General features: G+C 45.7%; 6 protein-coding genes. 5 read left to right on the top strand and 1 reads right to left on the bottom strand.

Annotated elements, in window-relative coordinates:
* Positions 1 to 161 precede the first annotated feature (161 nt).
* A complete protein-coding gene (locus LQ567_RS03910; RefSeq protein ID WP_231002798.1) occupies positions 162 to 446 on the top strand; it encodes a hypothetical protein in 285 nt (94 codons plus the stop codon).
* 384 nt (positions 447 to 830) lie between these two features.
* Here LQ567_RS03910 and LQ567_RS03905 read toward each other — a convergent pair whose 3' ends face one another.
* Positions 831 to 4,871, bottom strand: a complete 4,041-nt coding sequence (locus tag LQ567_RS03905) for a hybrid sensor histidine kinase/response regulator transcription factor (protein WP_231002797.1) — start codon at positions 4,869 to 4,871, stop codon at positions 831 to 833.
* A gap of 594 nt (positions 4,872 to 5,465) precedes the next feature.
* Here LQ567_RS03905 and LQ567_RS03900 point away from each other — a divergent pair.
* The 4 genes from LQ567_RS03900 (at position 5,466) to LQ567_RS03885 (ending at position 14,127) form a co-directional block, all read left to right on the top strand.
* Positions 5,466 to 8,810: a SusC/RagA family TonB-linked outer membrane protein gene (locus tag LQ567_RS03900; RefSeq protein ID WP_231002796.1), complete on the top strand. Its 3,345-nt coding sequence runs from the start codon at positions 5,466 to 5,468 to the stop codon at positions 8,808 to 8,810.
* Between the two features lie 195 nt (positions 8,811 to 9,005).
* Positions 9,006 to 10,790, top strand: coding sequence for a RagB/SusD family nutrient uptake outer membrane protein (locus tag LQ567_RS03895; protein WP_231002795.1), 1,785 nt, complete (start codon positions 9,006 to 9,008; stop codon positions 10,788 to 10,790).
* Positions 10,791 to 11,270: 480 nt separating this feature from the next.
* A complete protein-coding gene (locus LQ567_RS03890; protein ID WP_231002794.1) occupies positions 11,271 to 12,797 on the top strand; it encodes a right-handed parallel beta-helix repeat-containing protein in 1,527 nt (508 codons plus the stop codon).
* 37 nt (positions 12,798 to 12,834) lie between these two features.
* Entirely contained in the window at positions 12,835 to 14,127 is a 1,293-nt protein-coding gene (locus LQ567_RS03885; RefSeq protein ID WP_231002793.1) for a glycoside hydrolase family 88 protein, read from the top strand.
* Positions 14,128 to 14,149: the final 22 nt, after the last annotated feature.

The following is a 14,149-nucleotide window of genomic DNA, read 5'->3' as shown; positions in this document are numbered from 1 at the left end:
TTTATTAAACTGCCGGCAAGGAAGCGTATCGGTATCCTTGCCGGTGTTTTGTGCGGGGGGAGAGGAAATTGAACCGCAATGTGCGCAAGGGTTTCGCAGATTATTGGCCAGAAAGTTTTTCTCGCGATCATTGCGGATGCGTTGCGCCTTAGCGGTAAAAAATGAACCGCAATGTACGCAAGGGTTTCGCAAGGTCATTGGCCGGGATGTTTTCCTTGCGATCATTGCGGGTGCGTTGCGCCTTAGCGGTAAAGAATAAACCGCAATGTGCGCAAGGGTTTCGCAGATTATTGGCCAGAAAGTTTTTCTCGCGATCATTGCGGATGCGTTGCGCCTTAGCGGTAAAAAATGAACCGCAATGTACGCAAGGGTTTCGCAAGGTCATTGGCCGGGATGTTTTCCTTGCGATCATTGCGGGTGCGTTGCGCCTTAGCGGTAAAGAATAAACCGCAATGTGCGCAAGGGTTTCGCAAGGTCATTGGCCAGGATGTTTTCCTTGCGATCATTGCGGGTGCGTTGCGCCTTAGCGGTAAAGAATAAACCGCAATGTGCGCAAGGGTTTCGCAAGTTTATTGGCCAGGATGTTTTCCTCGCGATCATTGGGTGCGTTGCGTCTTAGCGGTAAAAAATAAACCGTGAGGTGCGCAGGGGTTTCGCAAGGTCATTGGCCGGGACGTTTTCCTCGCGATCATTGCGGGTGCGTTGCGCCTTAGTGGTAAAAATAAACCGCGATGTGCGCAGGAGTCCGCCAGGGCTTACAAAGGTATTATTAGAGATGTTTTCCTTACATCATTTCGTACTCATTGTTAAAAATAGAAATGCTGCATGTATCAACCATCCCCAGCTTCTTCACTTTTATCTGCCTGATGCTGTTGCAGGGTTTGCTGTGTAAAATCACTGGGCGCTACACCAAAGTATTTTTTAAACTCCCTGCTGAAGTATTTCCGGTCTTCGTAACCCACCGCATAAGATACTTCATTAATGGTGAGTTCTTTTTGAAGGATCAGTTCTGCTGCTTTTTTGAACCGGCGGGTTTTGATAAATTCATTTACCGACATATTGGTGAGTGCCCGCAGTTTTTTATAAAGGATGGGCGTACTCATGCCCACTTTCCGTGATAGTTTTTCAACGCCGAAATCAGCATCTTCCAGGTGACTGTCGATGATATCAATGATCGTATTTAAAAAATCCGAATCGATCCTGCTTCTTGCGGTGCCGGATTCTTCCGGTAGCTGTGCCTGGGCTGCCCGCAAGGTAAATTCCCGGATGGTCCGTTGCTGCAACTTCCTGCGGGCTTCCAGCAGGTTGCGGATCTGCAATTCCAGGATCTTTATGCTGAAGGGTTTGGTGATATAAATATCCGCACCGTGTTCCAGGCCGGCCACCTGGTCGGCCTGTGTGCTTTTGGCCGTTAGCAGGATCACCGGGATATGGCTGGTACGGGTGTCGGTCTTTAAGCGGGTACAAAGTTCAATGCCGTTGACACCGGGCATCATCACGTCACTGATGATCAGGTCCGGTATGTTTGCGGTGGCCATTTCCCATCCCTGCAATCCATCAGCGGCCTGCTGTATATAATAGCCGGGATCCAGTTGCTGACAAATAAGCGCACGTAATTCGGGATTATCTTCCACCACAAGTACCGTATGTTGCCGGTTTGCCGGGAGCGGACTGGTTATCGTAGCCGCCGTTACAGTTGGAGGTTCGTTGCTCTGGAACACAGACGGGGGCCGTTGTTCCAGGATCGAAATATGCGGATCACTTTCAAAATGCGTTTTACCATGCGGCAGCGTTACAAAAAAACAGGTATAACCGCTTTGATCCGCTTCGGCGGGTGTACTTTCCACACGAATGTTTCCTCCATGCAGTTCGGTGATCTTCTTTGAAAGCGCCAGGCCGATCCCGTACCCGGTATTTTGCATGCCGTGATCAGCCACCTGGTAATAATTGGTAAAAAGTTTGTTTAAGTAAGGTGCCGCAATTCCCCTCCCGGTATCGGCCACCTGTATTTCCGTACTGGTTTCCTTCTGGTGAACGGATACCGTTATACGCCCACCTTCAGGCGTAAACTTGAACGCATTCGCCAGCAGGTTGAAAAATACTTTTTCCAGTTGCTTTTCGTCAAAATACAGCAATGCCGTTTCTGTATCGTGGTTAAAAGAGATCTGTATATTTTTTGCCAGCGATAATTCGCTGAAGCTGGAATAGATCTCCTGGAGGAAGGAAACCAGGTTCTGTTGTTTTACCTCCAGTTTCAGATGATCCGATTCGGCCTTCCGGAAGTCCATCAATTCACTTACCAGTTTCAAGAGCCGGTTGGAATTGTTTTTTATCTGGACGATTTGCTGTTTGGTGAACTGATCCGATTGGTTCACTTCCAGCAGCTTTTCAACCGGTGCCATAATCAGCGACAGGTGCGTTCGGAGCTCATGCGAAACATTGGTAAAAAAATTGAGCTTCACTTGGTGCAGTTCGTCTTCTTTTTTCAGCAATGCGCGCAGGAACAGGAAACGCGTGATAAAGAAAAGCACCCCGATAAAAAGCAGCAGGTAAATCGTATAAGCCCACCAGGTGCGCCAGAAAGGAGGCCGCACCGTGATCTTCATACTGATCGGATCCGTCCATTGTCCGTCGTTGTTGGCACCCCGTACAGAAAAGGTATAATCGCCGGGCGGGAGATTGGTATACGTGGCAGCAGGTGTGCGTACCTGTTTCCAGTCTTTATCAAATCCTGCCAGCCGGTACGAATAACGGTTCTTATTACTTTTTATAAAGTTAAGAAGGGCAAAATTCAGGGTAAACAGGTTTTGATTGTGATGAAAGGAAATGGCGGCAGTATGGCTGATATTGCGCTGCAGCAGTTCATCGGAAGCTCCGATGCGCACATCGGTATTGTTAAGGCGCAGGTTTGTAAACACAAGCGGTGCCTGGTAACGGTTTACTTCGATCTGATCCGGTGCGAAATAGGTAATGCCCCGGTATCCGCCAAAGTAAAATATGCCTTTGCTGTCTTTTAAGTAAGAATTGTAATTGAATTCCCTGCCGGCGAGTCCATCGGCCACCGTATAAGAAAGCACCGCCTTAGTTACAGGATCAAATCGCACAAGTCCTTCGTCTGTACTCAGCCATAAGAACCCCTGTTGATCTTTCAGGATGCCGACAATGTTTTTCGATTGTCCGGAAAGTATGGTAAACGGCGATAATGTCTGCTTTTTTTTGTTGTAAAAAATAAGTGTGCCATTTCGCGCACCGGCCCATATATTACCGGCTGTATCTTCCAGGAAGGTATTTACAGAAGTCGAGTCGCTAATGGTATGAAGTTGGTTGCCCTGTACGGTAAAAAGACCGGAAAGGCCACCCATCCAGATCCATCCATCGCGGTCCTTATAGATATTATTGACAGAAAACCGGCTGAGTTTTTTATCGATAAGGTCAACCGGTACCGGCTCCAGCTGGAGGCCCGATTTCTTGAAAATACGGATACCGGCATTGGTGGCAAGCCAGAATCTTCCCTGGTCGTCCTCTTCGAGCGAGGTAATTTCCAGACCAGCACTTTCGGCATCCTCCGGCTTATATAAATAATGCCGGAAGGTGCGGGTTACAGGATCCAGTACATTCAGTCCGCCTCCATGTGTTCCACACCAGATATAGCCCTGCTTGTCGATGTATACCACTTTTACAAGATTGGAAGCAATACTTCCGGGGTCGTTCCCATTATTTTTAAACACGCTCAATTGTCCGTTCCGGCGGTTATACAATACCAGTCCACCACCTTCGGTGCCGATCCAGAGATCTGTATTACGGTCTTCCAGGATACTGCTGACCACGTTATTGGGAATGGCATTCGGGCTGCCATCGTTGTGCATGATCCGGAACCCTGTTGTAAATGCATCCACACGGTTGACCCCTCCGAAATAGGTGCCGATCCAAACTGACCCATTTGCATCTTTATACAGACTGTAAATGGAATTCTGACTAAGACTTTTCGGGTCTCCGCCGTCGTTTTGAAAGGAAACGATTTGCCGGGTATGGGTGTTCAGGATGCTCAATCCTTCCTGAGTTCCGATCCAGAGGGAACTGTCATTTTGGGCCATCAGGGTCCGGATATTGTTGTGGATAAGCCCCCGTGGACCGCTGCCTTTGGCAAACTGTATAAAAGTTTTTGTGGCGGGTTCGTAAAGGTTAAGACCTGCGTTTTGGGTGCCGATCCAAAGATGTTGCGAGCGGTCTTCGCAGATGGCAGAGATATTGTCGCTGCTCAGGCTTCTGGTATCTGCAGGATCATGGTAGAACGACTCGTAATAATAACGGTTGCCGGTTTCCCATATCCGCACCAGGCCGGTAGTGGATCCGATCCAGATACGGCCTGCCTTGTCCTGGAAAATACTTTTTACCACGCTTCCTGCCAGGGGTTGTTTCCCGGTGGTTACGAAACAGGTAATCCGGTCCCGTGTGCCTGAAAGGGCAAAAACGCCTTTTGTCGTCCCGATCCACAACCGCCGCTGACGGTCTTCAAAAATACAGTTAACGGCTGTGGGCCCGCTAGCGGGCAGGGTCATTTTCTCAAAACGGTCTTTTTCATCATTATAATAGTTCAATCCGCCACTGGAGCCCACCCAAAGCCGCCTTTGGGAATCGCGGTACAGTGAAAGAATATTATTTGAAAACAGACCGGATTCCTGGATACCACCGGCGGTGTAGGTCTTAATCTGCGAGCCGTCGTACCGGTTGAGTCCGTTCGTAGTGCCCAGCCATATAAATCCCTGTGTATCCTGTGTAATGGAGAGTACCGAATTATTGGATAAGCCATTCTCGGATGTTAAATGATTAAAGCTGATACGTTGACCATAACAAATGGTTGTAAGTAGCACCAGCGATTGGCCTATGCACCACTTTATTACATATTGAAGACAGGTTTTACACCCATGTGACCTATTGAATAGTACAGCAGCTCTTTTAACACCCCTCATTTATGGTAGAAATATTAACTAAAGATAAGAAGAGAAATGACTTTATAGAAAGTGGTTTTATTAGCGAAAAGCTCACTTGTCCTGAAAAAATGTAGTACTGGCAAGGTGAGCAGTTTTAATTTTCGATGATTCAAGGTGACTTTTTACGATTATTCTTCTTTTGAGTGAACTGGGAATCTACCAAGAAAAGAATGGGCTGTCAAAAACGACGGTCCATTCTTTTTAACACCTTTAGGTTAAGCTGCAGGACCGCACTTGTTTTAGCGGTTGTCGTTTTTTGAAAATCAACATAAACCGTAATTTTTTATTATTGATTATCAATGTTTTAACATTCTATTTAAAATAATCTCCCCATTCTTTTAGGATTTTCATCCCCCGCCGGACGGCTCGCTGTCGATATTGCAGTCAGGAGATTGTACATGGGAGAAATGCTTGTCTAATTGCTGTCAATCATTACGTCTGCCGTCATTTTTCATTTTTAAAAAGTTTGTGCTTATGCCATTTAAGGATTCAGGCCATGGGCTTCGTCGGCGTAGTTGCTGGCTGATTGCCGTACTATTTTTATTGGTGCCTTCGCTGCTACATGCGCAGTCAAAGCAAGTTCAGGGGATTGTAACGGACGGTAGTAATACGTCGGTGCCCAATGCGTCCGTTGTAAATAAGACCACCGGGGCGGGTACGGCCACCAATACCGACGGCCGTTTTAAGATCAGCGCATCAGAGAGCGATGTGTTGGAGATTTCTGCTATTAATTATGAAACAACAACGGTTACTGTTGGAACCCAAACATCGCTAACAGTGAACCTGAAAGCAAGTGCCTCAAACCTCGAGGACGTGGTAGTAGTAGGTTATGGTACCCAAAAAAGGGTGAACCTGACGGGTTCTGTTTCAACCGTGGGCGCTGACAAAATTGCCAACCGTCCAGTAATGAATTTATCCTCCACGCTGGCCGGGGCTGCACCCGGCGTGCGCGTGACGCAAGGAAATGGTAACCCCGGTAGTGAAGGCGTATCTATATCAATAAGAGGTACTGGCTCCTTTAATAACAGTGCGCCGCTAATACTGGTAGACGGTGTGGTGGCTGATATGGTACCGGTAAATACAGATGATGTAGAAAGTATTTCTATTTTGAAAGATGCCTCTTCGGCAGCTATCTACGGATCGAGAGCTGCAAATGGGGTTATTTTGGTGACCACCAAAAAGGGAAAAAGGAACGAAGCTCCTAAAATTACCTTTAATGCTTTGTACGCGCGGGAAAAAGCGGTTACTGATTTGAAGTTTATGTCCAGTACCGCAGACTGGATGGATCTGCACAATATCGCAAAACTGAATGCCAATCCTACAGCTACTTCGCAGGACTATGCACAGTCTGTTATTGATGCTTGGCGTGCTGCAGATGCCAACCCGAATGGAATTTATACCAATCCCGTTACCGGGCAAACAATTCCCAATTGGCTGGCTTATCCGAATACCGACTGGGCGCAAATTCTTTTTAAACCAGAAACGTATCAACGATATGGTGTATCGGTTTCCGGCGGTAGCAAAAATTCCAATTATTTAATGTCCCTTGGATATCAAAACAATCCGGGAACATTAAAGAATACTGGTATGCAACGGTTCAACGTGCGTGCGAACCTGGAGACTAAGATCGCCGATCGTATTACGTTTGGTACGCAAACCTATGCAACCAAAGAGTATAAAGAACCTGGCAGCACTTCTATGACCTATCTGCTTCAGGCTTTTCCTGGCGTTACACCTATATATGAAGGGAAGTATGGTGCCAGTGAAGATCCGAATACTACACAGGTTAACAATATTTTGCAGTCGGTGGCATCGAATGGTGGTTTGAATAATTATACCCGTATCAATACCAGCTGGTATGCAAATGCCGATATCTGGAAGGGAATTGTAGCCGAAGCAAGGTTTAATTACAACGAATACATACGTAGTGACGAGAACTATTCTCAGAATATTCCTTTATATAGTTTCCGTGAAAGTTTTGATACGCCCAAAGAAGGTGTAGGCAATCTGGATCAGGCAACAACCTATCGGTATGCCTATAATTCGAACAGCTACACTGCGGATCTGTTGCTGCGTTATAACCGCACTTTTGGAAAACATGATATAGGTGGTTTGTTGGGGTATGAGCAATACCGTTCTCAAACCAGCGGATTTAATGCTACTAAAAGGGGATTATTGGATTGGAGCGTTACTGATATCACTTCCGCGGCTACTATGGAATCCATAGGAGGAGATGCAAAACAAGAATATGCCATGCTTTCTTATTTCGGACGCTTAAATTATGCGTTTGACCGGAAGTACCTGCTAGAAGCCAATTTTCGTTCTGATGCTTCATCTAAGTTTGCGCCTGGACATCGCAGTGGCTTGTTTCCCTCATTTTCTGCAGGATGGGTTGTTAGTAATGAGCCATTCTTCGAGTCGGCTAAGGACGTCGTAAATTATTTAAAATTAAGAGGCTCTTATGGCACTCTGGGAAACACCGTTAGCGGCAATTATGATTGGCAAACGCTCTATCAAAAAGTAAACAATGTATTCGGCGAACAGGTAGCTAACGGTGTGATACAGCAAACCATCCAAAACCTGAGCTTATCCTGGGAAAAGCTGACTACTTATAATATGGGTGTTGAAGCCAGGTTTTTAAGGAATCGCCTGAATGCGGAGGCCGATTTTTATTACCGGCATACATCTGATATTCTTACCGCTGCTATTATCTACCTCACTATGGGTAATATCAGTGCACCCATGGCTAATACGGCATCTCTAGGAAATAAGGGTATAGAGCTTACGTTGGGCTGGAACGATCGGGTTGGTGAATTTAGATATGGTATCAGCGGTAACGTTAGCTATAATATAAACAAGGTTACCGATTTTAAAGGTGCTTTAAAATATCAGCAGGATCCTTCAACACTTGATATATGGGGTAACCCTACCTGGCGTTATACCAACCTGGCCGATGTTTCCACCGGCGGTGATACTCGCCGCGTAGAAGGGCACATGATTGATGAGTGGTTCCTGCGTAAACCTTATGCAGGCGATGGAACGTATAAAAAAGCTGACGGCTCTGTAAATCCGAATGGTGGTCCTAAAGACGGCATGATCCGTACCAAAGCTGACCTTGAATGGGTAAAAGCGATGATCGCGGCAGGTTATTCCTTTAACAATAATACGGTGGGGTCAGGAGCAGCAAATATTTGGTATGGTCAGACGCTTATGGCGGACGTAAATGGTGATGGAAAATACGGTAACGATGACGACCGTGAATTTACTGGAAAATCCACCACCCCTAAATTTGTATTTGGGTTGAATATGACCGCAGCCTGGAAGGGGGTAGACTTGAGTATGCTTTGGGCAGGACGAGTAGGTTCTTACCACTACATTAACGAGCGTGGTGCAAACGGATCTATTTTGTCAAATACAAGAGACGGCGTTTCAGCAGATGCGTGGACAAAATACTATTCCTATGATGCGGTGAAGGCGAATACCGATTATGCCAATTATGATCCTGCGACAGACCCGAATGCAAATGTAAACGGAAAATTCCCGCGGTTGTTGTCTGCAAGTTCCATTATGACATCAAATACTTTTTACCTGTATAATTCCTCTTATTTGAAGTTGAAATCGTTGCAGGTTGGTTATACCATTCCTCAAAAATGGGTCAGAGGAGCAAGGATAAGCGATCTGCGCGTATTCTTTTCAGGGGAAAATCTGCTGACAATTAAAAATAAAGACTTTGAAGGCGTAGATCCGGAGTTGGGTAGCTCAATAATTGTTTACCCCATAGCCAGATTATATTCGGCAGGTGTTACACTCACATTTTAAAAGCCTGTGAATGAACTGAAACATGGCTATAAAATGTATGATTAGCAGCGTTTCATTCATGCATTACAATTTATAAAAAATATAAAGATGAAAAAGATAATATATTTCTTAACAATAGCATACCTAGCAGGCATGTTAACGGCATGTAACAGGCTATTGGAAACTGCGCCAAATGATAAAATATCCTCCGGTACTATGTGGACGACCGAAAGCCTCGTGGACCAAGGGGTTATAGGCGTGTACTATTCGTTGCAAAGACCGGTAAGAAGCGACGGGATTGTAGGTACCAGCGCGAACATTGGCTACTATGCATACGAAGCATTCGGAATGACGGGACAGGGTGAATATAATTTGGTAAATCTGTTTTCAAGTGCGGTAAATCCGAGCAATTCTTATTTTTCTTTTCAATGGAAATGGTTTTACGACGGCATTCACCGTGCCAATGATGCCATTGCGCATATTCCTGCCGCTCCGATGAATGAGGGCAAGAAAAAACGGTTGGTAGCAGAATGCAAAGTACTACGGGCATTTTTCTACATGCGTTTGAATGAGTTATATGGGCGGGAAGGCTTGGGTGTACCGCTTTATACAGAGCCGATCAGCCCTTCTGAGGCTAACAAAGGTCAAAGCCCGGAAGCAGATGTTTGGGCCTTAGTGATCCAGGATCTTACCGATGCGATCAATGAGTCGAACCTGCCCAATAATCAAATCAACGGTGAGGGCCGTGCCAGTAAGGGTGCTGCTTATGCTTTCAGAGGAAGAGCCTATTTGCTTACAAAACAGTATGACAAAGCCGTGGCGGATTTTGCCAAGGTAGGTGAAATGGGCTATAGTTTATATCCAGACTATAAACAATTGTTTAAAGTGGGGCAGGAACGATGCCAGGAAATGATCATGAGTGTTCAATACATAGAAGAACCTACCGGTTACGGTACGGCATTGCAAAAATATTGCGCGGCTTTTCAGCAGGGAGCCAAGGATAGCAGGGGGTGCTGGACCGATTTGCAGGTAACACCGGCGTTGGTTAACCTGTATGAAGTTGTTGTAAATGCAAATACAGTAAAACCCTTTAGCTGGTCCGATTTCTTCCCAGAATGGGATGCCCTTAGCGCTTCAAGTACGGCAAACAGGAAGGTGTTTTTCCTTCGTGATGAAAAAGTAAATGGAACAGAAGTGCACAGTACCATTACAACAGCTGTAAATGGGGAGCTAAATAAGCTTTCTGCACAGGCGAAGGATTTATATCTGCCTGAAGGCAATGAAGCACGTCTGAAATTGGCTTACGCCAACAGAGACCCTCGACTGGCTTTGAACGTGGTAACTCCCTACGCCAGCTTTAAAGGGGTAAACAGTAACTCTACGGCTGAGGGTATGTACACTTACCGGTTCCCTGTTACAGGAAAAAACTATCTAGATCAATCAGGTGCTGAACCGAATTTAAACAAGAATTTGCCGGCAACGTATTACACTTCTGGTAGTTGCAATGCTCAGGCGGAGTTTAAATATATTCACCGAAAATTCGTAGGAGAGGGGTTGGAGTATGCACGCCGCGAGCAGAACCCGGTTGATGAACCGATTATCCGCTATGCCGATGTATTACTTATGTGGGCAGAGGCATTGGTTGAAATGAACGATCTGGGTGGCGCATTGGCCAAAGTGAAGCAGGTACGGGATCGTGCAGGAGTGCCTACAATGGCCGCTTCTTTTGCCGATCAATCCACCGCACGTAATTATGTGCGAGATGAGCGTCGCAGAGAACTGATGGGTGAAGGAGTGAACTTCTTCGATGAAATGCGCTGGAAGACGCTGCGACAAACAAAATTTGATCAGAAAGTGGCCCAGCATGCATGGGGGGGGACAGAAAGCACCGGTGGTACGACCTATGAGTGGATCGGAGATCAGTGGTACACATGGCCCGTACCCAAAGCAGAGATCGAATTAAATAAGAATCTTAAACCCACACCGGGCTGGGTATATTAGATCTTTTAAAACTTTCCGGGAGTAGCTCAGGCCATTCCCGGAAAGTTTATAAATGCTTGCTGCTTGTAAAATGTAGGATTTCTTAAAGAAAGACCAGCGTGACTTTATATGAAAAAACAGATTCCTATGGAAGCACTCCGGAAAGACAGTGTCTAGTGTTGACATGTAGAATGTACGGATTGGATGTCTGTGAAGAGAACAAAAAAGTTGATTGGAATAAGACTTCATCACTGGATTGATAAAAAGAGCATCATATCGATTCATTAGGCATTTTCCCTCGAAAACAGATGCCGCATCAATACAATAAAATGTTCAGGAGTTTAAAACTGCCCGCTTGCACCACTTATTGTAAATAGACATCAATAGATTTTTGCATAAGCGATATCAAAAAATCAAATTAAAAATAAACACATGAGGAAGATCCTGTTGCTGTTCCTATTCTCTTTTACTTGTTTTTTAGCCTGTAGGAAATCAAGTGCGATGGCTGGTCAGCAACCCGGCCCTAGCCCTTTTGAAGGGCGTCCGGCGGTATATTATATAGCTCCCGATGGAAGCGATGCGAACCCCGGCACCAGTACCTCTGCACCCTGGAAAACGCTATCTAAAGTAAATAGTGTAACATTTTTACCCGGAGACCGTATCCTGTTTAAAAGCGGGGGAGTATGGAATGGAACCTTACAGCCCAGGGGATCTGGTACAATGAAGGCAAAGATCGTCATTGATAAATATGATGGTGATACAAAACCGGTGATCCACGGCGGAGGCAAAACAAATGGTTCGAGTACACTGCTGCTGGATAAGGTTTCCTACTGGGAAGTAAATAACCTGGAAATAACCAATACGGTTCCGGACGGCCTGATCTACGCCGCTACCGGGATCCGGGTGAACGGAGGAAGCCGGTCCGATTCTTTTTGTACGAATATCCGTATCAAAAATTGTTATGTACATGATGTAAATGCGGCAACGGCATTGCAGGCGAATTATGTGAAAGGAACGGGTGGTATTATTTTGAACGGCAAATTGAGCGATGTATGGATTCAGGATTGTCATATCGCCAATTGTTCGGTAGAAGGATTACGTACTACCGGATTTTCGGATATGGAGCAACGGTCAAAAAATATTGTGTTTGACAATAACCTTATTGAAAATATTTACGGTGATGGTATTGTTATGGCGCAGGTAAGTGGCGGGGCGAGAGTAACCAATAACACGGTATATAACGCCTGTATGACCAATGATATCAATTTTGCCGGCATCTGGACGGTAGCCAGCACGAATACGATTGTTTCCCGTAATGAAGTATACGGTATGAAAGGCGGGGGGCGCAATGATGGAATGGCATTTGATGCCGACGGCTGGGATGGACCTTCTGCCACCGAGGGCGATGTTTTCGAATACAACTATTCGCATGATAATAATGGCGGATTTTTCCTGTTTATGTCACAGGCCAATCATATTACCGTGCGGTATAACGTGAGCGTAAATGATGTTGGAAAAACGGGTGCAAAAAAGCTTTTTTTGATTCAGGATAGTCCTAATAAGGACCGCTTCGTATACAATAATATTTTTGTACTAAAGAATCCGGTAGACAAACTGTTTTGGGAAGGATCCGGTGCTGTTTTTTCCAATAATATATTTTATACAACGTCGACAATTGCAATGCTGGCTGATAAGCTGCCTGATGCAAGAGCTCATTTCAATAATAATTGTTTTTATCCGGAAACTGTTTTCGCTGCACTCAATTGGGGCGAAGCCGTACGCAATAGTAATTTTTTCGAAGACCCGTTATTGGTAAATCCCTTACCCGGCTCAGGGCTTGAAACGGCCCGTGGATATACTATAAGTGCTGCATCACCCTGTCGCAATGCAGGGATGATCATCAAAAATAACGGCGGAGCCGACTTTTTGGGAACCGCGCTTCCGGCCGGCAAACCAGACGTAGGTGCATTCCAATACATAATATCGGGTGCCGGCAGTTCCTTAAAAAAAGCCGTGAACCGGCGTTGACCTCTATATAAATAACTTTTAATTTGTATGTTTGAAAATGCTTAGAAAAAATATCTTTATCATACCGCTAGCGGTAGCGTTGCTGAACGCCTGTGTTACATCGAAAGAGAACAAACAGTCTCCCGTGAATAATTTCGTTGATGAGAACTTTTCCAATGGTGAGAAAATGCTGAAGCTGCAATTGGCAGATGCCGATCAAAAGTTTTCAGCCTCCAACGGCGCCTATCCCCGTACTACGGATAAGAACGGAAAGCTGGTGACGACCTCCATGTATGACTGGACACCGGGCTTTTTCCCTGGTAATCTTTGGTATGCCTACGAGTACTCAAAGGATGAAGCCCTGAAAAAGGAAGCACTGCGCTGGACGGAAAAAATGGAGCCGTTGAAAAATTTCACCGAACATCACGACCTGGGATTTATGATGTATTGCAGCTATGGTAATGCTTACCGGCTTACGCATAATGCCGCGTATAAGGATATTCTGGTACAATCTGCGCGTTCGCTGGCCACCCGTTTTGATCCCAGGGTGGGCAGCATTAAATCCTGGAACCGGTTTGCTTCCTGGCATGGCAATAAAACTTACTACTATCCGGTTATTGTAGACAACCTGATGAACCTGGAGTTGTTGTTCTTTGCGTCGAAAGCATCAGGTGATCCTTCGTTTAAAAATATTGCGATTACCCATGCGCTGAATGCGATGAAAAACCAGGTGCGGTCTGATTACAGCACCTATCATGTGGTTTGTTATGATTCCGCCTCATCATCCGTGGTGGGCCGGGAAACGGCACAGGGATATGCCGATAATTCTACCTGGGCCAGGGGACAGGCCTGGGCCATTTACGGGTTTACCATGATCTACCGTTTTACAAAGGATCCGCAGTTTCTGAAAACCGCGGAGGGACTGGCTGATTACTATGTACACAATAAGAACCTGCCGGCAGACAAGATTCCGTACTGGGATTTTAATATCGGTCAACCGGGTTATACACCGGGCATTAAATCCAACGCACTGAATGTAAAACCCCCGTACCGCGATGCCTCGGCTGCCGCCATCACGGCATCGGCATTACTGGAACTGAGCGGTTATGTAGGGGGGCAGAAAGCCGGCGAATACAAACAATTTGCCATTGCAACGCTGGAGTCTCTGGCAGGACCGCAATACCGTGCAAAAGCAAATACCAACGGAAACTTTATGCTCATGCACAGCGTGGGCAGTATTCCGCACAATAACGAAATTGATGTGCCCCTGGTGTATGCAGATTACTATTTCCTGGAAGCATTGCTTCGATACCGGAAAATAGCCCGTAACGAAAAATTGTTTGAAGAATAACACCAGATCTCATTGATAAAAA

The organism is Niabella pedocola (assembly GCF_021044425.1).
Lineage (GTDB): Bacteria > Bacteroidota > Bacteroidia > Chitinophagales > Chitinophagaceae > Niabella > Niabella pedocola.
This window is presented reverse-complemented; position numbering and strand designations above follow the sequence as displayed.

Excerpts from the sequence above, each read along its gene's own strand:
- LQ567_RS03910 (WP_231002798.1), top strand. The coding sequence starts at position 162 with ATGAACCGCAATGTACGCAAGGGTTTCGCAAGGTCATTGGCCGGGATG.
- LQ567_RS03900 (WP_231002796.1), top strand. The coding sequence starts at position 5,466 with ATGCCATTTAAGGATTCAGGCCATGGGCTTCGTCGGCGTAGTTGCTGG.
- LQ567_RS03895 (WP_231002795.1), top strand. The coding sequence starts at position 9,006 with ATGTGGACGACCGAAAGCCTCGTGGACCAAGGGGTTATAGGCGTGTAC.
- LQ567_RS03890 (WP_231002794.1), top strand. The coding sequence starts at position 11,271 with ATGGCTGGTCAGCAACCCGGCCCTAGCCCTTTTGAAGGGCGTCCGGCG.
- LQ567_RS03885 (WP_231002793.1), top strand. The coding sequence starts at position 12,835 with ATGCTTAGAAAAAATATCTTTATCATACCGCTAGCGGTAGCGTTGCTG.